This is a genomic window from Rhodopseudomonas pentothenatexigens, assembly GCF_900218015.1.
GTDB classification, from domain to species: domain Bacteria; phylum Pseudomonadota; class Alphaproteobacteria; order Rhizobiales; family Xanthobacteraceae; genus Rhodopseudomonas; species Rhodopseudomonas pentothenatexigens.
Genome location: NZ_UFQQ01000025.1, coordinates 1 through 21939 on the forward strand (window position 1 = coordinate 1; position 21939 = coordinate 21939).

A 21939-nucleotide genomic window follows, 5' to 3' on the forward strand; every position below is an offset into this window, starting at 1 on the left:
CTCCCGGGCCACGTGGCTGCGAACCACGCAACGCAGGACGCCGCCCCTCTCCCCGCCTCAAGACGCCTCCGGAGGCGCCCCTCGATGGGAGAGGTGATGGGTCTTTATTCCTATTCGACGTGCTTGTCAACGGCGATTTCTGCCGCTTGGTGGCCGGCGCATTTCCACTGCGCGTTTCGAGCCCGGTCGACGGCGGCCTGATGGCGAGGAATGCGTGAGGGCTATCCGCTAAGGGTAGCTCGGGCGATTAGTCGTCCGCGCCACGCCTCTCCCTGCACCGTCGTTCCGGGGCGCTCGCAACGCGAGCGAACCCGGAACCCCGAGCTGATTGCAAAGAGATTCCGGGCTCGCGAGCTTTTGGTTGCGCCCCGAAATGACGCGGGGTGAGTGCGCCTCGCACGTCATGGCCGGGCTTGACCCGGCCATCCATCCTTCGAGGCGCCCCTGCTACGCTCTTCGAGCTGCGCCGCGGCTCCTCAGGATGAGGCCGTGCTGTTGGGTGAGTTGGGCGCTACGCGCTGATGGCGCGGCGTACGGTCGCACCCCTTACCCCACGTCATTCCGGGGCGCGCGAAGCGCGAGCCCGGAATCCATACGCCGCAGTATCGGCGATGTGGCAGAGTCGCAGTGACGCCCGCCTCGACGTTACCACGAGCGCAGGGGTTATGGATTCCGGGCTCACGCGCTGCGCGCGTGCCCCGGAATGACGGGTCGAGAGTCCGTCGTGGTTCGCGCAGCATGGTTGTGCTACCGCGCACGCCTCACCACCACCCGTCATCCCCGCGTAGGCGGGGATCCAGTTTTCCAGAGCGCTCGCAGCAGAGCACTGCATTGCGACCGACGCTCTGGGATACTGGGTCGCCCGATCAAGTCGGGCGATGACGGTGTGGGAAGGGTCGTTTCGACGCCTACCTCGGCAGCGTCGTGCTACCCATCAGGAACCGGTCGATCGCCTGGGCGCACAGCCGGCCTTCCCGGATCGCCCAGACCACCAGGGATTGGCCGCGGCGCATGTCGCCGGCGGCGAACACCTTGTCGACCGAGGTGGTGAAGTGCGACAGGTCGGCCGCGACGTTGCCGCGCGGGTCGAGCGCGACGCCGAGCTGGGTGAGGAGACCTTCCTTGACCGGCGAGACGAAGCCCATCGCCAGCAGCACGAGGTCGGCTTCGAGCACGAATTCGGTGCCGGGGATCGGCTGGAACTTGGCGTCGACGCGGACGCAGTTCAGCTTCTTGACGACGCCGCCCTCGCCTTCGAACGACTGCGTCATCACGGCGAATTCACGCGCGGCGCCTTCGGCCTGGCTCGACGAGGTGCGCATCTTCATCGGCCAGTTCGGCCAGGTCAGCGCCTTGTTCTCGCGCTCCGGCGGCGCCGGCATGATTTCGATCTGGGTCACCGACTTGGCGCCCTGACGGATCGAGGTGCCGATGCAGTCCGAACCGGTGTCGCCGCCGCCGATCACCACCACGTTCTTGCCGCCGGCGAGGATGTCGGTGCCGTTCACGGCTTCGCCGGAGACGCGGCGGTTCTGCTGGGTGAGGAAGTCCATCGCAAAATGGATGCCGGCAAGCTCACGGCCCGGGATCGGCAGATCGCGCGGCGCTTCGGCGCCGCCGGTCAGCGCCACGGCGTCGTACTGCTTCAGGAGCTCGGCCGGATCGACCGCACCCGGAGCGCTGCCGCCGACCGGCGCGCCATAGTGGAAGGTGACGCCTTCGGCCTCCATCTGTGCGACACGGCGGTCGATCAGATGCTTCTCCATCTTGAAGTCCGGGATGCCGTAGCGCAGCAGGCCGCCGGCCTTGGCCAGCTTCTCATAGACGTGGACGTCGTGACCGGCGCGCGCGAGCTGCTGGGCGCAGGCGAGGCCCGCCGGGCCGGCGCCGATGATCGCGACGCTCTGGCCGGTCTTGACCGCGGCGATCTCCGGCTTGACCCAGCCGTTGTCGAACGCGGTGTCGACGATCGCGCATTCGATCGTCTTGATGGTGACCGGGTTGTCGTCGATGTTCAGCGTGCACGACGCTTCGCACGGCGCCGGGCAGATCCGGCCGGTGAATTCCGGGAAGTTGTTGGTGGAGTGCAGGGTGCGCGAGGCCTCCTGCCAATAGCCGTTGTAGACCAGATCGTTCCAGTCCGGGATCTGGTTGTTGACCGGACAGCCGGTCGCGCCCGGCTGCGGCGAACCGGTGCCGTGGCAATACGGGATGCCGCAGTTCATGCAGCGGGCGGCCTGGTCGCGCAGGTCTTTCTCGCTGAGCGGCACCACGAATTCGTTGTAGCCCTTGATCCGCTCGGCGACCGGCGCATAGGCGCGATCGTGCCGCTCGATTTCCAGAAACCCCGTGACCTTGCCCATCGAACTCTGACGCCTCGAATTCTTGTCTTCGACTTTAAGTCTTCGTTTCGTGGCCCTCATGGTTCGAGACGGCGCTTCGCGCCTCCTCACCATGAGGGGACTGTGCTGGTTGCCGGACAGCGGCACGCCGCGCGTCCAGCCCTCATCCTGAGGAGCGCGCCTGCGGCGCGCGTCTCGAAGGATGATCGATCGAGAGCCTACGCCCCGATCGCGATCTTCGGCTCCTCGGCGGCGCGGGCTTTCAACTCGCGCAGCGCGCGGCGGTACTCGACCGGCATCACCTTGCGGAACTTCGGCAGATAGCTCTTCCAGTTCGCCAGGATGTCCTGGGCGCGCTTGGAGCCGGTGTACTTGGCGTGGCGCGAGATCAAGACGTGCAGCCGCTCGACGTCGGCGCCGAGCAGATCGGCGAACACGTCGACCTTGCCGTGCGCTTCGAGATCGCCGGACTGGTGGAAGGTGCCGGCGTTGATCATCTCCTCCGACAGCACCGGCTCGAGCTCGACCATCGCCATGTTGCAAGTCTTGGCGAAGCAGCCGTCCTCGTCCAGCACGTAGGCGACGCCGCCCGACATGCCCGCCGCGAAGTTGCGCCCGGTCTTGCCGAGCACCACGACGATGCCGCCGGTCATGTATTCGCAGCAATGATCGCCGGCGCCTTCGACCACCGCGACCGCGCCCGAGTTACGCACCGCGAAGCGCTCGCCGGCGATGCCGCGGAAGTAGCACTCGCCCTCGATCGCGCCGTACATCACGGTGTTGCCGACGATGATCGACTCTTCCGGCACGATGCCGGAGATCGCCGGCGGCCGGACGATGATCTTGCCACCCGACAGGCCCTTGCCGACATAGTCGTTGCCTTCGCCTTCGAGATCGAAGGTGATGCCGCGCGCCAGCCAGGCGCCGAACGCCTGCCCCGCGGTGCCCTTGAGGTGCACCTGGATGGTGTCGGCCGGCAGGCCGGCGTGGCCGTAATGCTTGGCCACGGTGCCGGACAGCATCGCGCCGGCCGAGCGGTCGGTGTTGTTGATCTCGATCTCGAACTTCACCGGCGCGCCGCGATCGATCGCCGGCTGCGACTTGGCGATCAGCTTGCGATCGAGCACGTTGTCGAGATGATGGTCCTGACCTTCCGAGTGGAAGATGGTCTGGCCCTTCTCCGCCTTCTGCTTGAAGAACAGCTTGGAGAAATCGAGGCCCTTGGCCTTCCAGTGCGCCACCAGCGCGGCCTGATCGAGCATCTGCGACTGACCGACCATCTCGTTGAAGCTGCGGTAGCCGAGGCTCGCCATCAGCTCGCGGACTTCTTCGGCGACGAAGAAGAAGTAGTTGATGACGTGCTCGGGCTGGCCGGTGAAGCGCTTGCGCAGCACCGGATCCTGCGTCGCGACGCCGACCGGGCAGGTGTTGAGATGGCACTTGCGCATCATGATGCAGCCGGCCGCGATCAGCGGCGCGGTGGCGAAGCCGAACTCGTCGGCGCCGAGCAGCGCACCGATCACCACGTCGCGGCCGGTGCGGAAACCGCCGTCGACCTGCACGGCGATGCGCGACCGCAGCCGCTCACGCACCAGGGTCTGATGGGTTTCGGCAAGGCCGATTTCCCACGGGCTACCTGCGTGCTTGATCGAGGTCAGCGGCGAGGCGCCGGTGCCGCCTTCGAAGCCCGAGATGGTGACGTGGTCGGCGCGCGCTTTCGCGACGCCCGCCGCGACGGTGCCGACGCCGATTTCCGACACCAGCTTCACCGAGATCGCGCTCGAAGGATTGACGTTCTTCAGATCGTAGATCAGCTGCGCCAGATCCTCGATCGAATAGATGTCGTGGTGCGGCGGCGGCGAGATCAGGCCGACGCCGGGGGTCGAGTGGCGCACCGCCGCGATCGTCGCGTCGACCTTGTGGCCGGGCAACTGACCGCCTTCGCCGGGCTTGGCCCCCTGCGCCATCTTGATCTGGATCATGTCGGAATTGGCGAGATATTCCGTCGTCACGCCGAACCGGCCCGAAGCGACCTGCTTGATCGCCGAGCGCATCGAATCGCCGTTCGCCATCGGCTTGAAGCGATCCGGCTCTTCGCCGCCCTCGCCGGTGTTCGACTTGCCGCCGATCCGGTTCATCGCGATCGCCAGCGTGGTGTGCGCCTCGCGCGAGATCGAGCCGAAGCTCATCGCGCCGGTCGAGAACCGCTTGACGATCTCGGCGGCCGGCTCGACCTCCTCGATCGGCACCGGCTTGCGGCCTTCGGCCTCGGCGCCCTTGATCTTGAACAGGCCGCGCAGCGTCAGCAGCTTCTCCTGCTGATCGTTGAGCAGCTTGGCGAAGGCGCGGTAGCGCTCCTGCGAATTGCCGCGCACCGCGTGCTGCAGCGTCGCCACCGAATCCGCCGTCCAGGCGTGATCTTCGCCACGGGTGCGGAAGGCGTATTCGCCGCCGACATCGAGCGCGGTCTTGTACACCAGCGCGTCGCCGAACGCGTCGCGATGCCGGCGCACGGTCTCCTCGGCGATTTCGGCGAGGCCGACGCCCTCGATCTGCGAGTGGGTGCCGGCAAAGTACTTGGCGATGAAATCGTGGCGCAGGCCGACCGCATCGAAGATCTGCGCGCCGCAATACGACTGGTAGGTCGAGATGCCCATCTTGGACATCACCTTCAAGAGGCCCTTGCCGATCGACTTGATGTAACGCTTGACGATCTCGTAGTCGTCGAGCTTGGCCGGCAGCCGGTCCTTCAGCGCGATGATCGTCTCGAACGCCAGATACGGGTTGATCGCCTCGGCGCCGAAACCGGCCAGGCAGGCGAAGTGATGCACTTCGCGCGGCTCGCCCGACTCGATCACCAGTCCGACCGAGGTGCGCAGGCCGACGCGGATCAGATGATGATGCACGGAGGCGCAGGCCAGCAGCGCCGGGATCGGAATCCGATCGGCACCGGCGGCGCGGTCGCTGAGGATGATGATGTTGACGCCGTCCCGCACCGCGGATTCGGCGCGGGCGTTGAGGTCGTCGAGCACCTGCTCCATCGCAGCGGCGCCGAGCGCGGAATGGAACGTGGTGTCGAGCGTGCGCGACTTGAAGTGCGGATCGCCGATCTCGGAGATCGAGCGGATCTTCTCGAGGTCGCCGTCGGTGAGGATCGGCTGACGCACTTCCAGACGCTTGGTGCCGGCGAGCTCTGCGGTGTCGAACAGATTCGGCCGCGGGCCGATGATCGACACCAGGCTCATCACCAGTTCTTCGCGGATCGGATCGATCGGCGGGTTGGTGACCTGGGCGAAGTTCTGCTTGAAATAGGTGTAGAGCAGCTTCGGCTTGTCCGACAGCGCCGACAGCGGCGTGTCGTTGCCCATCGAGCCGTTGGCTTCCTCGCCGGTCGAGGCCATCGGCGTCAGCAGGATCGAGATGTCTTCCTGCGTATAGCCGAACGCCTGCTGCCGATCGAGCAGCGGCAGGTTGGAGCGCTGGCCCTTGACCGGCGCTTCCTTCAGCTCTTCCAGCACGATCTGGGTGCGATGCAGCCAGTCGGCATAAGGATGGCTGGCGGAGAGCTGCGCCTTGATCTCTTCATCGGGAATCAGCCGGCCCTGCTCGAGATCGACCAGCAGCATCTTGCCGGGCTGCAGCCGCCACTTGGTGACGATCTGGTCTTCCGGAATCTTGAGGACGCCCATTTCGGACGCCATCACGATGCGGTCGTCCTTGGTGACCAGATAGCGCGCCGGGCGCAGGCCGTTGCGGTCGAGCGTCGCGCCGATCTGTCGGCCGTCGGTGAAGGCGAGCGCAGCCGGGCCGTCCCACGGCTCCATCAGGGCGGCATGGTATTCGTAGAAGGCGCGGCGCTTCTCGTCCATCAGCGGGTTGCCGGCCCACGCCTCCGGGATCATCATCATCACCGCGTGCGGCAGCGAGTAGCCGCCGCGCACCAGGAATTCGAGCGCGTTGTCGAAACAGGCGGTGTCGCTCTGACCCTCGTAGGAGATCGGCCACAGCCGGCTGATGTCCTTGCCGTACAGCTCCGAATGCACCGAGGCCTGCCGCGCCGCCATCCAGTTGACGTTGCCGCGCAGGGTGTTGATCTCGCCGTTGTGCGCGACCATGCGGTACGGATGCGCCAGCGACCAGGTCGGGAAGGTGTTGGTCGAGAACCGCTGATGCACCAGCGCCAGCGCGGAGGCGAAATCGTCCTCGTGCAGGTCGGGATAGTACTTGCCGAGCTGGTCGGCCAGGAACATCCCCTTGTAGATCACGGTGCGGCACGACAGCGACACCGGATAGTAGCCGGCGAGGCCACGTTCGCGGCGCTGATAGATCGCGTTCGAGATCGACTTGCGCAGGATGTAGAGCTTGCGCTCGAACTCGTCCTCGGACGCGATCGCGCTGCCACGGCCGATGAACACCTGCATGTTGGCCGGCTCGGTCGGCTTGACGGTCTCGCCGAGCGAGGAATTGTCGGTCGGCACGTCGCGCCAGCCGAGGAAGGTCAGGCCCTCGGCCTTGATGCGGTCCTCGATGATGCTCTTGATCACCTTCCGCCACGAGGTCTCGCGCGGCATGAACAGCGCGCCGACCGCGTATTCGCCCGGCGCCGGCAGCGAAAAGCCGAGCTCGGCGGCCTTGCGGCTGAAGAAGGCGTGCGGGATCTGCACCAGAATGCCGGCGCCGTCGCCGGCACGCGGATCGGCGCCGACCGCGCCGCGGTGCTCGAGGTTGCACAGGATGCGCAGCGCGTCGCAGACGATCTGGTGCGACTTGACGCCCTTGATGTTGGCGATGAAGCCGACGCCGCAGGCGTCCTTCTCGCGCGACAGGTCGTACAGCCCTTCGGCCGGCGGACGCCAGGTGTGTTCGGGCGCGTGCGCGGCGGTTTTGACAGACGAGTCCGCCGTCAGCGCATTGGCAACCATGTTTTCGCGCGCAAGCTCAGACCCGCTCATCTTCGTCCTCTTCATCCCGGGAGGGGATACACTATCCAGCATCGGCGCAGTTCGGACGCTCGCGGCACCCTCCGGGCCACCGCTCGCGCTCTGCGAGCCACGATTTGCGTATTCAGACCCCGGTGTCCATATCGCCCAACGGACAATGGGGTGCCGCGCGCGACGTCCATCGCCTCGCGTGACGCTGCAAACCCCGTGCCGGGCTACCACCGTAAATGAGACAGCGATGCTGTCCTAGCACGACTTTGCCAAATTTTTGTCTAGCACACAAGCGCGGCCGAGTCCTCCGTTGGATCGACCCATCGCGCCCGCCGCTGCCGCGGATTCACGCCAAATGCGCCGCGATTGGGCCAAGCCCAGGCCAAATTCCCCCGCGAGGCTCCCGCCCGCACCAGAACGGGGCGGGCGCTGCAGGGAGCATCAAGCTATGAAATTCACCGGGTGGGTCATATCGGCCAGTCTCGCCGCAACCGCCGCGACCGCGGCTATGGCCGATCCGCTGCCCGTCGGCGGCGCCGCGCGGCCGCCCGTCACGAAGGTGTCCGACCTTCAGGGCTCGTACGCGGCGATGCCACCTCCGCCGCCGCGACGGGAATTGCGCCGCGTCGCGCCTGCGGTCGAGGCGCTGGAGGTCCTGTCGCCGGACGCCGTCACCCGCGCCGCCCGCGCCGAAGGCTTCGCGCCGCTCGGCTATCCGCGCCAGCGCGGCGTCGTCTACACCATGGCGGTGATCAATCCGGAGGGCGACGACGGCCGGCTGGTGATCGACGCCCGCACCGGGCGGCTGCTGCGATTCATGCCGGCATGGCAGATGGGCGACCGCATGGAAGACGTGACCGTCGCCAGCTACGGCCGCATTCAGGGCCTGCCACGCTTCATCGAACGCAATCCGCCGCGGCCGCCGAAGCCGGTCGCGCGCGTCGCCACCCGGAATCCGGCCACTCCTCTGCCGCGCCCGGCGCCGCAGCACCCGGCGGGCGAAAAGGCGGCCAAAGCCGTGGGCGCCGACGCCTCCAAGGACGGCTCGAAGCCGGCGCTTGATCAGGCCAAGCAGGACAGCCCGAATACGGCCAAGCAGGACACCGCCGCGGCCCAGGCCCCGCCCACCGTGACGCCGTCGGCCGCGGGTCCGGCACCGGCCCAGGCCAAGCCATCCGTCACCATACGCCCCACAGAAGCGATGCCGCCGGTGCAGACACTGGAGTGACGGCCGGGGCCATCATAGAAAAGCGCCCCGGTTGCCCGGGGCGCCGTGTTGGCCAGAGGATCTATACAGCGAAGCAGAGTTCGCAATCGAACCGCGCGTTACGCGGCGGCCTTCTCGCTGTTATCGGTGACCACCTGCGGGGTCGCCTGAGCATTGATGCTGATCGGAATGCTGCGCGGCTTTTTCGCCTCGGGAATCTCGCGCACGAGGTCGACGTGCAGCAGACCGTTTTCGAGGCTGGCATTCTTCACCGTGACGTAGTCGGCGAGCTGGAACGCCCGCTCGAACGCGCGCGCCGCGATGCCGCGATACAGCACTTCAGCCTTGCCGGCCTCTTCGCCGCCCTTCTCGCCCTTGATGGTCAGCGTATTCTCCTTGCTGACGATCGAAAGCTCGGACGGAGAGAATCCAGCCACCGCGACGGTGATGCGATACGCATTCTCGCCGGTCCGCTCGATGTTGTAGGGCGGATAGCCGGGCGCGGCCGCATCCGCAGCGGTCTGGTCGAGCAGGTTGAACAGCCGGTCGAAGCCGATGGTCGAACGATAGAACGGGGTGAGATCGAAGCTACGCATGGTCAAAGTCCTCCTAGAAGCGACTATGTGACGACCCGCCCGCCATCGGGCCGGGCCTTGTCCGTGCAGCCGGGGATCAGTTCCTGATCCCTTGGTGTGGCCTGCACGGAAATGATATGGGAGGGGCGTTTCGGGGTTCAAGAGGGGGCCCGAAGCAGTTCGCGCCCGCCGCTTTCATCCCGATTTCCAGGTATTTGCCCTCCTCCGGACCCGGTCCATGACGCTCGTCTCGACTCCTGCCAATCCGGTGCCCGAAGACGCCGTCTCCGGTTTCATCAAGACGCCCGACGGCGTCCAGCTCCGCTTCGCGCGGTGGGATCCGACGGGGCATCGCAAGGGCACGGTGTGCGTTTTCACCGGGCGCACCGAGCAGATCGAGAAGTACTTCGAGACGGTGCGCGACCTGCGCGATCGCGGCTTTGCGGTTGCGGCGCTGGATTGGCGCGGCCAGGGCCATTCCGAGAGGCGGCTGCGCGATTATCGCAAGGGCTACGTCCGCAACTTTGCCGACTTCGAGGTCGACGTCGAAACCTTCGTCCGCGAGGTGGTGCTGCCGGACTGCCCGCCGCCGCATTTCGCGCTGGCGCATTCGATGGGCGGCGCGGTGATGCTGCGCGTCGCCCGCTCCGGCAAGCGCTGGTTCGATCGGATGGTGCTGTCGGCACCGATGATCGACCTGCCCGGCCGCGCCACTTCGTTGCCGGTGCGGCTGCTGCTGCGTGCGATGCGGCTGGCCGGCCAGGGCGGTCGCTACGTGCCCGGCGGCAACGAGGTGTTGGCCAATACCGAGCCGTTTCTCGGCAACCGACTGACCTCGGACCCGGTGCGCTACGCCCGCAACGCCGCCATCGTCGCCGAAGACCCGACGCTCGGACTGGCCTCGCCGACGGTGGCCTGGGCCGACAGCGCCTTCCGTGCCATGCACGCCTTCAAGGCAACCGACTATCCGTCTCAGATCCGGCAGCCGATCCTGATGATCGCTGCCGGCATGGACGGTGTGGTGTCGACACCGGCGATCGAGGAGTTCGCGTATCATTTGCGCGCCGGTTCACATCTGGTGATCCCCGGCGCCAAACACGAAATCCTGCAGGAGCAGGATCGCTACCGCCAGCAGTTCTGGGCGGCGTTCGATGCTTTCGTACCGGGGACGCCGCTGTTCTGATGTGACATTCTGTCTCCGGCGAGGCTCCGCGCCGCGGTTCGGAACTTCACACATCCGCCTTGGTTGCAGGCTGCAAGACCTTCCGGTTCAGCCCTCCGTTCCTCTCGAAAGATCTCCAGTCATGAAAATCCGCAAAGCCGTCTTCCCGGTCGCTGGCCTCGGCACCCGCGTCCTTCCCGCCACCAAGGCGATGCCGAAGGAGATGCTGACCATCGTCGACAAGCCGCTGATTCAGTACGTCGTCGACGAAGCCCGGGAAGCCGGCATCGAGCACTTCGTGTTCGTGACCGGCCGCAACAAGGGCATGATCGAGGATCACTTCGATCGTCAGTTCGAGCTCGATGTGACCCTGGAGAAGCGCAACAAGAAGAATGAAATGGAGATCCTGGCGCGCGATCAGCCGGAGGCCGGAGCGATGAGCTTCACCCGCCAGCAGGCGCCGCACGGGCTCGGCCACGCGGTGTGGTGCGCCCGCGACATCGTCGGCAACGAGCCGTTCGCGGTGGTGCTGCCGGACGAGCTGGTGCTCAACACCCCGGGCTGCCTGAAGCAGATGATCCAGGCCGCCGAGAAGCTCGGCGACAAGGCCAACGTCATCGCGGTTGAGGAAGTGCCGGCCGACCGCACCCATCAATACGGCATCTGCGGCGTCGGCAAGCGCACCGGCAAGGTGTTCGAGGTCGACGGCATGGTCGAGAAGCCGGCGCCCGGCACCGCGCCGTCGAACCTGTCGATCACCGGGCGCTACATCCTGCAGCCTGAGATCTTCAAGATCCTGGCGACGCAGGAGCGCGGCGCCGGCGGCGAGATCCAGCTCACCGACGCCATGATCGGGCTGTCGAAGACGCAGAAGTTCTACGGCGTCGAATTCGAGGGTGAGCGCCACGATTGCGGCTCGAAGGCCGGTTTTCTCCGCGCCAACATCGCCTTCGCGATGCAGCGAGACGATCTGCGCGCCGGCCTGATCGAAGACATGAAGCGTTATCTGGACAAGTAGTCGCGCTGCTCCGAAGCCCCGGAGAGGTTACGCCACCAGCGTGACCTCGCCGCGCACCGCGACGACGCAGCGATTGCGGCCGAGCTCCTTGGCGGCGTACAGCGCGCGGTCGGCGGCTTCGACCAGATCGTGCCAGTGCTGCGGGGTCGTGGGCGTGGTGCTGGCGACGCCGATCGAGACGGTCACGCCGCCCTCGACGTCCGACCATTGCTCGACTTTGCGCCGGATCGTCTCGGCGACGGCTTCGGCGGCCGGCGCCGTGAGCCCCGGCAGCAACACCGCAAATTCTTCGCCGCCAAATCGAGCCGCGCAATCGCCTGCGCGATGTACCGTGTCGGCAATGCAGACGGCGACGCCGACCAGCATCTGATCGCCGGCCTGATGACCGAAGCTGTCGTTGTAAGCCTTGAAGTGATCGGCATCGATCATCAACAGCGCGATCGGCGTATTCTGCCGGATGGCGCGGCGCCATTCGGTGTCGATCGCGGCGTCGAACTTGCGGCGGTTGGTCAGGCCCGTCAGCGGGTCGGTGGTTGCGAGCTCCTCGAGCCTGCGCTCGGCCTGGGCGCGACGTTCGATCTCGTGGATGAAGAACACCGTGACGGCAGCCACGAAGGTGGCGAGAACCAGCAGCACGATGCCGATCCAGGTCGCCTCCCGACGCCACATCGCGTAGATGTCGTCCCACGATTTCGCCACCAGCACCACCAGCGGCTTGGTGCTGTCGCTCCAGACGAACATCCGTTCGACACGATCGAGCGTGCCGACCCCGTCGAACCAGCCGCTGCGGTGCTCGAACATCTTCTGGACGCCCGGCGTGAACATCATGTTCTTGCCGATCAGCTCCGGCGTGAACGGGGTGCGGACGATCAGGGTGCCGTCCTGGGCGATCACCGCGATCATGTCGTTCGGTCGTAGCCGTAGCCGCTTGAACAGGTCCTGGAAGTAACCGAACTGGATCGATCCGGCGACGACGCCGAGGAACTGACCGTCGGGTCCGCTGATCCGGCGGCTGAGGACGACTGAATAGCGACCGTCGAGCTGCTGAGGGTCGCTGATGTACAGTCCGAAATACGGCTGGTCGCGGTGCACGGTGAAGAACGGCTGGTCGCTTCGATTGTCCTTCGTCGGGTGCAGCACCGCCGAGTCGCGGGTCAGGTCGCCGTACTGGTTGTAGACCCGGACCGTACCGAAATGCGGCGCCGACGCCAGATGATCGAACAGGATCAGGCGGGCGGTCGCCGGTTCGACGGAATCCAATTCGGGCAACAACAGATTGCTGGCGACGGATCGCAGCGAAGCGTCGTACAGCTCGACATTGCGGTCGATGTCGGCGCCGATCGAGGCGGCGAGGTTCTCCAGCATTTGCCGCGCCAGATCTTCGGCACCGCGCCGCATATCGAGCAGCACGCTGCCGCACACAGCGGAAAATCCCAGGACGGTCACCACCGAAAACGCCACCATCAGCCGCGCCGACATTCGGCGTCGGCGGTGAATCTCTCTTCTGATGGTGTCGAGAAGACTGTGCGTGTCCATTGGAGCAGGTTCCACGCAATGTCTTGCAGAGCGCTTAAGTTGCGCTATTGACGTAACGCGGGGTTAACACGCGCTTTCACCGCAAGCCGTAAGCCTCGGCCGGCGAGCGCCCCTGCACTAGCCGAGGTGACGAGCCCGCCCGATCCTCCGACCAACGTTGACCCTTCAATGAAGAACTTCGAACCGTTACGAGAGTACCTTGCCCAGCAGACCGCCGCAGAGCTGGTGCTGAGCATGGCCGAGATCGAGGAGATGCTCGGGTTCGATTTGCCGCGGGCGTCGCAACGTGCCGCCTGGTGGGATTCGACCTACGCCCTGGACGAACAGATGCCGCAGCGCGAGGCGTGCCTCGCCGCCGGCTATATCGCCACCCGGCTGCCGGACGGTTCCGGCGTGCGCTTCAGACGGATGAAGACCGGTCGCTCGCGCTGGCGGAGCTGACGAGCCATCGGCTGAGCCGGCCGTCGACGGCTCGTTGGCGACCCGGCCGTCACTTCAAGCTGCCGACCTGTCTCAGCCGTTCGGCGAAGAACTTGCCGGCGATCGGCGAGTCGCGAGGCAGTTGGCAGTCAGTTCTGCAGCCGGACGCTGAGCATCGCCACGGTGGCGTTGTAGCTGCCGCCCACGACATTGGAATCGAGCTTGTCGTAGCGGAGCTGTCCCTTCACCCACAGCGAGCGGCTGAGCTTGTAGATCAGATTGCCTTCGATCGAATTGAGCCGATCGGAACGGCCGGAACCCTGATAATCGTAGGTCGCGTAGGTGAACCGCCCGATCGCCGTCAGCCAGCGGCGGAAATCGTGGTCGACCTCCGCCGTGTAGGTCCGCGTGAACACGCCCGACACGCCGGCCAGCGGCGATTCGGAAATCTGGGTGTCGGCGTTGAACTTCACCGTGGTCAGCGGCGTCACCGTCCACACCAGCGAGGCGGCAGTGAGCAGCCCGCCGAGCTTCTCGAGCCGCGGATCGACGTATCTGCGCGCTGCATAGCCGATCGAAACTTCACCGGTCAGCAGCCGCGTCAGCTCGAAGCTGGTGCCACCCTTGACGTACCCACCGTCCGAGCCGCGCAAATACTGATAACGATCGACCGGCACGTCGTGGACGCGGGTGTCGCCTTCGATCTCGACGAACGGCTTCAGACCCGGCTTGAGCTCGTAGCTGACCCGGCCGACGCCGCCGTATTGATTGTAGTTGCGGTCCTTGTTCGGGTAGCTGGTGCCGTCGGTCAGCTGCGAGTCCTGATACACGGTACGGTCGAAACTACCGACCGCGGTGACCTGCAGACGATTGAAATTCTGGTCGATTCCGCCGGAGAATCCCGTGGTGGTGAACAGCGGATATTTGGTCAGGCCGGCCTGAATGTTCGGGCTGCCGGGGTTGTCGGTGCCGACGATCAGCCGGCCCTGGCCGATCAGGCGGGTATCGCGGCTCACGTCGAGCCGGCCGTCGACATGGCCGTTGAATTCGGGCCGGTCGAGGCTGATCGGCGCCGGTGACACTGTCCCGGCCGGCGGATTGAAGTCGTGGCCGTAGCCGGTGAAGGCACCGCGCAGATCGGCCACCAGCGCGTGCCGCTCCCAATCCGACGTGATCATCAGCTCCGGCGCCACCTTGTAGAAGCCGGAGCTGCGCGGCGTGTTGGTGCGCGCGGGGTTGGTGTCGTAGCCGCCACCCACTTCGAGCGCGCCCTTGATCAGGAAGCTGCCGGCGTAATCGCCGACCGGACCGAACGGATCGTCGTCGATCTTGAGCTGTCGCCGTGTCGGCTGCCCCGGCACCCGGCCGGCGAGCGCGGCCGGGAGCGGCGGCTTGGCGGCGGCCTGGGACGGCGGCAGTGGCCGCGCCGGCGGCGGCGTCGGAGTGACCATCGGCGATCCCGGCCCCACCGCCTTTGGCCGCGGCGCGCCCGGATAGTATTTCGGCTTCTGGCGCTTGCGGTTGAGCGCGTCATAGGCGACGCCGGCATTGTCCGGATTGGCGCCGCTGGGCGGAGGCTGCAACGCCACCGTCGAGGTCGGCCGCAGCGGCGTGCTGGTGTCGTCGTCCTGAGGCTGCGCGAACAGGTTGCGGCCCCTGGATGCCGAGGTGGTGGCGGCGCCGGGCGTCGGCCGCAGCGGCAGGTCCTGGGCGGCGACGAAACCGCCGCGCTGCGGATTGAACAGATCGCGGGTCAGGCTCTGGGCTGCCGCCGGACTCGTGCCGATCGCAGCGAGCGCCAGACATGCGGAACCGGCGCACAAAGCTGTGCGAGGCCGGCGGCCCGGTGGCGGAGCCCACGTCACGACTGCAAAAACTCCAACGAAATCAGAATCCTGAACAACGATGAGGCGCAGACGCGCCGCTCCTCATCGTTAATGGAGTTAAAACAACTATGGTTAAGGAGCGGTTGAGAACGGCGGGAGGCTGCGACCGGCTGCGTCGCATCCCGCCCGGCGCCATGCTAGGAGAAGGCCCGGCCGCTTCGCGGCCCATGCCGGAGACCCTGCATGGCACTGTCCAAAACCCACACCAAGATACCCGCAATGAGCGAGCAAGCCGCCGCAGCAATCCCCTCGGCCCTGCGCACCCTGGAGGCCGAAGCCAGCGGCGTGACCGCGCTCGCCGCCGCATTGCAGTCCGATCTGGGCGCCTGCTTCGCCTCCACCATCGACCTGATTCAGAGCGCCAAAGGCCGCCTGATCATTACCGGCCTCGGCAAGTCCGGCCATATCGGCCGGAAGATCGCCGCGACCTTCGCCTCGACCGGCACGCCGGCGTTCTTCGTCCATGCCTCCGAGGCAAGCCACGGCGACCTCGGCATGATCACCGCCGACGACATCATCCTGGCGCTGTCGTGGTCCGGCGAGCAGCCGGAGATGAAGAACCTGATCAGCTATGCCAAGCGCTTCAAGATCGCGCTGGTGGCGATGACCTCGGATCCGACGTCGACGCTGGCGAGCGCTGCCGACGTGTCGCTGACGCTGCCGAAGGCGCGCGAAGCCTGCCCGCACAATCTGGCGCCGACCACCTCGTCGCTGATGATGCTGGCGCTGGGTGACGCGCTGGCGATCGCGCTGCTGGAAAGCCGGGGCTTCACCCCGGGCGATTTCAGCGTGCTGCACCCTGGCGGCAAGCTCGGCGCGATGCTGAAATACGCCCGCGACCTGATGCACACCGGCGAGGCGGTGCCGCTGAAGCCGCTCGGCACCCGGATGTCGGACGCTCTCGTGGAAATGTCCGCCAAGGGTTTCGGCTGCGTCGGCATCATCGATGCGAACGGCCAGATCGCCGGCATCGTCACCGACGGCGACCTCCGCCGCAACATGCGGCCCGACCTGATGACCGCGACCGTCGACGAGGTGATGACCCGCAACCCGAAGACGATCAGCCCGAACATGCTGGCCGGTCAGGCGCTGGAACTGCTGAACTCCTCGAAGATCACAGCGCTGCTGGTCGCCGAAGGCAGAAGACCGCTCGGCATCGTCCACCTGCACGACCTGCTGCGAGCCGGGGTGGCGTAGGCTACCATGAGCTGGCTGTTCTTCATCGACGAGAGCGGCCACGATCACAAGAACACGCCGCTCGAAGTCAGAGGCGGGATAGCGCTCCACACGGGGAAACTCTGGAGCTTCGTGCAGGGCTGGCAGCGGTTAGAGGAAGACGCCTTCGGGACACGGCTAGCTGTATACCAGAAGGAAGCCAAGGGCGCGAAACTGCTGAGCGGAGACCGCTTCAATTGGGCCGCTCAGGGCGAGCCACTGATCGGCCAGGAACGCCGAAAGCTTGCCCGCGCTTTTCTCGACAAGGGAGTCCGTCGGCAGCCGCCAACGCGGCCCGAGTTCACCGCCTACGGACAAGCCTGTTTGGAGATGGCGCGCGGCGCGTTCGAACTGATGATCTCCCACGAAGCCAGACTGTTCGCCTGCGCGATTCCGAGAGGGACCAAACAGCCGAGCGGGTTCAAGCACGTTGACTATCTCCGTAAGGATCACGTCTTTCTGTTCGAACGCGTCTACTATTTTCTCGAAGCCCAGCATGAACACGGGCTGATCGTCATGGACGAGAGCGAGAAACGCTCGACAAGAAGTTCGTTTCAAGGATGGAGAGTTACTTCACGAGAACCGCAACAGGGCGAAATCGCTCCTATTGGATCGTTCCTGCGCCACTTTTTGTATCATCGGAGATGACAGTCGCCGTCCAGGCCGCAGACATCTGCCTTTATTGCATAAACTGGGGCTTCCGCCCTGTGGCATGGGGAAAAGAACTAACGAGCCGCTCCGAGATCGCTCGAGAGTTCGGTCCGAAACTAGCTCGCTTGCAGTGGGAGGGAGATGGATACAGGGACCAACAGGTCTTCAAGACACGGGGAATAGTCCTCGTGCTCGATCCGTATGGAGACGCCTCCAAATAGAAAAGGAGGCAATGCTCCAACTGATTTCCGCAAGGGATTTCAACCGGACCGAGCCTCCGTGTCAAATATGATCATAGCTGCGACCTATGTCAATGTGGCCATCTTGCGCGGCCAGAACGTTCGAGTCTAAATCGCAGCCACCGTCAGCTTCACCCCGTCCGCGGCGACGATTCGTACCCGGCTGCCGGCCGGCGTGTCCGGGCCGAAGACCCGCCAGACGGTGTCGTCGATCCGCACCGTGCCGACGCCGCTTTCGATCGGCCTCTCCAGGGTGAATTCGCGGCCGACCAGGGCGTCGGTGCGGCGGTTGAGGAACGGATCGGCGGCGTGCGCCTCGGCGTCGCCGCCGCGCGCCATCCGCCGCCACAGCGGCACGGCAGCGACTGCGAACAGCGCAAACAGCAGGATCTGCGCCTGCCATCCCGGATCGAGCAGCAGCGCCAGCAGTCCGACCAGCAGCGCCGCCAGCCCGAGCCAGAACAGGAAGACGCCGGGGGCGAGCAGCTCCAGGGCCATCAGCAAGAAACCGAGAATCAGCCAGTTCCAGGCGCCGAGTCCGGTGAAAAGTGCGGCCATGATTGCGGCCCTGCCTCAGCGGACCGGCGGGGCCGGCGGCGTCGATCCCGTCCCGGGCACCGAGCCACGGCGCGCGGCTGTCTGGGACGACGCGGCACCGTCGCCGAAGGTGGCCTTGGCGATCTCGCCGATGCCGGCAAGCGAGCCGAGCATGCTCATCGCCTCGACCGGCAGCATGATCACTTTCTGGTTCGGCGATTCGGCGAGCTGGCCGAACGCCTTGATGTATTTGTCGGCAATGAAGTAGTTCAGCGCTGCGACGTCGCCTTTGGCGATCGCTTCGCTGACCATCTGGGTGGCGCGGGCCTCGGCCTCGGCGGAGCGCTCGCGCGCCTCGGCGTCGCGGAACGCAGCCTCGCGGCGGCCTTCGGCTTGCAGGATCTGGCTCTGCTTGGCGCCCTCGGCGCGCAGGATTTCCGATTGGCGCTGGCCTTCGGCCTGCAAGATCTCGGCGCGCTTGACGCGCTCGGCCTTCATCTGCCGGCCCATCGCCTCGACCAGATCGGCCGGCGGCGCGATGTCCTTGATCTCGATGCGGTTGACCTTCAGTCCCCAGGGCGACACCGCGGCGTCGACCACTTCGAGCAGCCGGACGTTGATCTCGTCGCGATGCGACAGCACCGCGTCGAGATCCATCGACCCCATCACCGAGCGGATGTTGGTCATGGTCAGCACCACGATCGCCTGATTGAGATCGGCGACCTCGTAGCTCGCCTTGGCGGCGTCGAACACCTGATAGAACGCGACGCCGTCCACCGTCACGGTGGCGTTGTCCTTGGTGATCACCTCCTGCTCGGGAATCTCGATCACCTGCTCCATCATGTTCACCTTGCGGCCGACGCGATCGAAATACGGGATGATCAGGTTCAGCCCCGGAGACAGCGTGCGGGTGAACTTGCCGAACCGCTCGATCGTCCAGTTGAAGCCCTGCGGCACCGTCTTGACGCCGGCGAACAGCGTCAGGATCACCAGCAGAACGAGCACGATGGTGAACACATCGAACCCGCTGAGATTGTAGAACATGCAGCGTCTCCTCACCGGTCGTCGGGCGCCAGAGGCCATGGTGGGGCCTCCGCGCGACCGGCGCAACCACGGTTGGGTCGCTGCCGCGGTAAAGCAGGTTCGACGATAGCGGATTTGGTCGCGCCGCCGACGTAGCCGGCTACAGCCAGCCTTGCAGCTCGCGCAGCACGAGCTGGCGGATCACCTGGATGCCGGCGTCGGAATCGTTGAGGCAGGGAATCGCGGTGAACTCCTGACCGCCGTGCTCCATGAAGATCTCGGCATTTTCCTGCGCGATCTCTTCCAGCGTTTCCAGGCAGTCGGCGGAAAATCCCGGCATCACCACCGCGATCCTGCGCACGCCCCTGCGGGCCAGCTCTTCGATCGTCTTGTCGGTGTACGGCTGCAACCACTGGTCGAAGCCGAACCGCGACTGGAACGTCAGCAGCAGCTTGTCGTCGGCCAGCCCCATCCGCTCGCGCAGCGCCTCCACCGTGGCGACGCATTGCGCCTGATACGGATCGCCCTTGTCGATATAGGCCTGCGGCATGCCGTGGAACGAGGCGACGATCAATTCCGGCTCGAACGACAGCGAACCGAGGTGGGATTTGATCGAGGTCGCGAGCGCATCGATATAGGCGGTGTCGCGGAAATACGGCGGCGTCACCCGCAGGGTCGGCTGGGCGCGGAGTTCGCGCAGCACCCGGAACGCCTGGTCGCACACCGTCGCCGAGGTCGCGGCGGAATATTGCGGATACAGCGGCACCACCAGCAGCCGGGTGCAGCCCTTGGCCACCAGCGCTTCGATCCGGTCACGCAGCGACGGATTGCCGTAACGCATGGCCCAGTCGACGATCAGATGTCCACGGTCGGACAGCGACGCGGCGAGCTTCTCGGCCTGGGCACGGGTGATGGTCTTGAGCGGCGACTCGTTCTTCTCGTGGTTCCAGATCTTCTGATAGTCCTTGGCCTTGCGGGCCGGACGGGTGTTCAGAATGATGCCGTTGAGCGCCAGCTTCCAGAACAGCCCCTGGTTCTCGATCACCCGCGGATCCGACAGGAACTCGCGCAGATAGATCCGCACGCCCTTGGTGTCGCAGCTGTCCGGGGTGCCGAGGTTGACCAACAGCACACCGACCCGCTCCGGCGCAGGCGCCGCGGCGATCGCAGGTCCATGGATCGGAATAATGACGCTCATGTTGCTGCTTGGCTTCGCGCTTTGGCCTATCGTTGTCAAGACGACGCGGTGGCGGTCGGGAGTTCGTACACCGCATCGCTTCGGCGGTTCCGTGGTGTCCCGATCATCATCTACGCACGAACCGGCGCCGGGTTTTGCCGCAACCGGCGCAAAGCGCAGATTTGCAGGCTGCTGGTTAAAGACACGTCACACGTTCGGCTGCGACATATCCTAGGAGAAGTCCGCAGCCCAGCAGCAGCACCAACCCGGCTGCGCCGAACTCGAGACCTCGCATCACCAGCATGCCGCCGCCGTCGCGCTGCGCGGCCAGCTTGCGGGCCAGCCCCTTTGCCGACACCGCCGCCACCGCGATGGTCGCGACCGTGATCGCGGTGCCCAGCGCCATCACGAAAGTGGCGACTATCCCCGCCCAGAACAAGCCCTGGGCCAGCGCGAACACCAGCAGCAGGATTGCGCCGGAACACGGACGGATGCCGACCGTCAGCACCGCGCTCAGGCCGCGCCACCAGCCGCCGGGACCCGCGAGCGCGCTGGGTTCCGGCCCGTGTGAATGGCCGCAATGGTCGCAGGCTTCGCCCGGACCGTGATGATGGTGATCTTGACGGGCGTGGCCGTGCGGATGGCCGTGGTCGTGCCCATGGTCATGATGGTGGTGCTCGCCGTGCGCAGCGCGAGCGTGGGCATGGCCGTGCCCGCCGTGGTCGTGATCATGGACGTGGTGGTGATGGCCGTGATCCGCCAGCGCCGCCGGCACGCCCGCCATCGCCAGTTGCGGCTTGCGCATCGAGGCCTGCAGGGCGCGAAAGAAGCCGCCGCCCTTGGCCCAGACCAGCCGCGCACCGAACAGCGCGATCAGTGCGTAGCTGCCGATCTCGATCGCGCGTTCCGCGCTGCACATCGTGCTGGCGGTGGCATTGAGCAGCCAGGCGCAGATTCCGACGATCGTCACCGCGACCACCGCCTGCAGCAGTGCCGAGACGAACGACAGCGCGATGCCGCGCCGCGCGGTCTCTTCATTGGCGACCAGATAGGACGAGATCACCGCCTTGCCGTGGCCCGGCCCGGCGGCGTGGAACACCCCATAGGCGAACGAGATCGCCAGCAGGGTCCACACCGCGCTGCCGTCGGCCTTGGCGGCGCGGATCGTCGCCGACATCTGCTTGTAGAACGCCGATTGCTGCGCCAGCAGCCAGCCGATGATGCCCCCGGCCTGCGGCTCCGCAGCGCCCTTCGGCGCACCGAACGGATTATGCGCCAGCGCCGCATGCAGCGTAGCGTCAGCGACCGCGAGCGTGGCAATGCAGACCATCAAGACCACGAACGCGAACCGGCGATGAGACATCATGGGCAATTCACCGCGATCTTGTTGGCGAACATCGCGCCATAGTTGGAATTGTCGCCGCTGAGGAAATTGTCCTCGCTCATCCGCTGCGCGGTGGCGGTGCCGTCGGTCGGCCGCTGGAAATTCAGCGCGCAGCCGGCCGGCGCACCCACGAGGCTGACCGGCTTGTCCTTGGCGAAGGAGAAGTCGATGAAGTAGCTCGGATCGAACACCTCGACCATCAGCTCGCTGCTCTTGACCGGGGTCTTCAGCGGCAGGAAGAAGTGCAGCGTCAGCACGCTGTCCTTGTAGGACAGATAGTAGTCGACCGGCTCGCCGAACTTCTGCTTCTTGCCATTGACCTTGGCGAAGGTGAAGTAGGCGAAGTCCTTCAGCGACTCGACGTTGGTCTGCGCCAGCGGCGCCAGCTCTTCGCGGGTGTAGACACCCTTCTCCTTGGTCTCGATACCCTGCAGCGCATAGGTCGAGAACATGTCGTCGAACGCCCAGGCGTGGCGGACGCCGGTGAACGAGCCGTCCGGCGCATAGACCAGTTCGCTGGTCGAGGTCACCCAGACGTGCGGATGGGCCTCGGCGGCGGACAGACCGAACAAGGCCAGCACCGCCGCGACCAGCGCGGAGCGGACGGCGGCGCGGCGGAACAGGCCGATCATGCGG

The 21939-nt window shown here is 65.9% G+C and carries 16 protein-coding genes; 6 read left to right on the forward strand and 10 right to left on the reverse strand.

Translation table 11 applies throughout. The features are described 5' to 3' along the window. Positions 1-908: 908 nt before the first annotated feature. On the reverse strand, positions 909-2363 hold the full coding sequence (locus tag DWA33_RS19720; protein WP_114360224.1) for a glutamate synthase subunit beta: 1455 nt from the start codon (positions 2361-2363) through the stop codon (positions 909-911). Between the two features lie 197 nt (positions 2364-2560). Further along, a complete protein-coding gene (gene gltB / locus DWA33_RS19725) occupies positions 2561-7294 on the reverse strand; it encodes a glutamate synthase large subunit (protein ID WP_114360279.1) in 4734 nt (1577 codons plus the stop codon). 487 nt (positions 7295-7781) lie between these two features. Between gltB and DWA33_RS19730 the strand changes: the two genes are divergently transcribed. Next, a complete protein-coding gene (locus DWA33_RS19730; RefSeq protein ID WP_430707907.1) occupies positions 7782-8501 on the forward strand; it encodes a hypothetical protein in 720 nt (239 codons plus the stop codon). 98 nt (positions 8502-8599) lie between these two features. Here DWA33_RS19730 and DWA33_RS19735 read toward each other — a convergent pair whose 3' ends face one another. Then, positions 8600-9076, reverse strand: coding sequence for an Hsp20 family protein (locus DWA33_RS19735; RefSeq protein WP_114360226.1), 477 nt, complete (start codon positions 9074-9076; stop codon positions 8600-8602). Positions 9077-9293: 217 nt separating this feature from the next. Here DWA33_RS19735 and DWA33_RS19740 point away from each other — a divergent pair, with 217 nt between their 5' ends. Both DWA33_RS19740 and galU read left to right on the forward strand, forming a co-directional pair. Then, entirely contained in the window at positions 9294-10238 is a 945-nt protein-coding gene (locus DWA33_RS19740) for an alpha/beta fold hydrolase (protein ID WP_114360227.1), read from the forward strand. A gap of 121 nt (positions 10239-10359) precedes the next feature. Beyond that, a complete protein-coding gene (gene galU / locus DWA33_RS19745; protein WP_107343045.1) occupies positions 10360-11235 on the forward strand; it encodes a UTP--glucose-1-phosphate uridylyltransferase GalU in 876 nt (291 codons plus the stop codon). 27 nt (positions 11236-11262) lie between these two features. Here the strand turns inward: galU and DWA33_RS19750 are convergent, their stop codons facing one another. Then, on the reverse strand, positions 11263-12771 hold the full coding sequence (locus DWA33_RS19750; protein ID WP_114360228.1) for a sensor domain-containing diguanylate cyclase: 1509 nt from the start codon (positions 12769-12771) through the stop codon (positions 11263-11265). Between the two features lie 168 nt (positions 12772-12939). Here DWA33_RS19750 and DWA33_RS19755 point away from each other — a divergent pair, with 168 nt between their 5' ends. Then, on the forward strand, positions 12940-13212 hold the full coding sequence (locus tag DWA33_RS19755; protein ID WP_114360229.1) for a DUF7662 domain-containing protein: 273 nt from the start codon (positions 12940-12942) through the stop codon (positions 13210-13212). Between the two features lie 128 nt (positions 13213-13340). Here the strand turns inward: DWA33_RS19755 and DWA33_RS19760 are convergent, their stop codons facing one another. Further along, on the reverse strand, positions 13341-15056 hold the full coding sequence (locus tag DWA33_RS19760; protein ID WP_114360230.1) for an outer membrane beta-barrel protein: 1716 nt from the start codon (positions 15054-15056) through the stop codon (positions 13341-13343). 204 nt (positions 15057-15260) lie between these two features. Here DWA33_RS19760 and DWA33_RS19765 point away from each other — a divergent pair, with 204 nt between their 5' ends. Together DWA33_RS19765 and DWA33_RS19770 are read left to right on the forward strand one after the other, a co-directional pair. Next, complete coding sequence (locus tag DWA33_RS19765) at positions 15261-16274, forward strand: KpsF/GutQ family sugar-phosphate isomerase (protein WP_114360231.1); 1014 nt, start codon at positions 15261-15263, stop codon at positions 16272-16274. 6 nt (positions 16275-16280) lie between these two features. Continuing rightward, on the forward strand, positions 16281-16940 hold the full coding sequence (locus tag DWA33_RS19770) for a DUF3800 domain-containing protein (RefSeq protein ID WP_114360232.1): 660 nt from the start codon (positions 16281-16283) through the stop codon (positions 16938-16940). 350 nt (positions 16941-17290) lie between these two features. Here the strand turns inward: DWA33_RS19770 and DWA33_RS19775 are convergent, their stop codons facing one another. From DWA33_RS19775 to DWA33_RS19795, 5 genes are all read right to left on the reverse strand, one after another. Then, entirely contained in the window at positions 17291-17740 is a 450-nt protein-coding gene (locus DWA33_RS19775) for an NfeD family protein (protein WP_114360233.1), read from the reverse strand. A gap of 15 nt (positions 17741-17755) precedes the next feature. Continuing rightward, positions 17756-18763 carry an SPFH domain-containing protein gene (locus DWA33_RS19780; RefSeq protein ID WP_114360234.1) on the reverse strand — a complete coding sequence of 336 codons (1008 nt, stop codon included), beginning with the start codon at positions 18761-18763 and terminating at the stop codon, positions 17756-17758. Between the two features lie 139 nt (positions 18764-18902). Then, entirely contained in the window at positions 18903-19940 is a 1038-nt protein-coding gene (hemH, locus tag DWA33_RS19785) for a ferrochelatase (RefSeq protein ID WP_114360235.1), read from the reverse strand. A 175-nt stretch (positions 19941-20115) separates the two neighbouring features. Further along, complete coding sequence (locus tag DWA33_RS19790) at positions 20116-21285, reverse strand: nickel/cobalt transporter (RefSeq protein WP_114360236.1); 1170 nt, start codon at positions 21283-21285, stop codon at positions 20116-20118. Further along, complete coding sequence (locus DWA33_RS19795; protein WP_114360237.1) at positions 21282-21935, reverse strand: DUF1007 family protein; 654 nt, start codon at positions 21933-21935, stop codon at positions 21282-21284. Before DWA33_RS19795 ends, DWA33_RS19790 begins: the two co-directional genes overlap by 4 nt. Positions 21936-21939 lie beyond the last annotated feature (4 nt).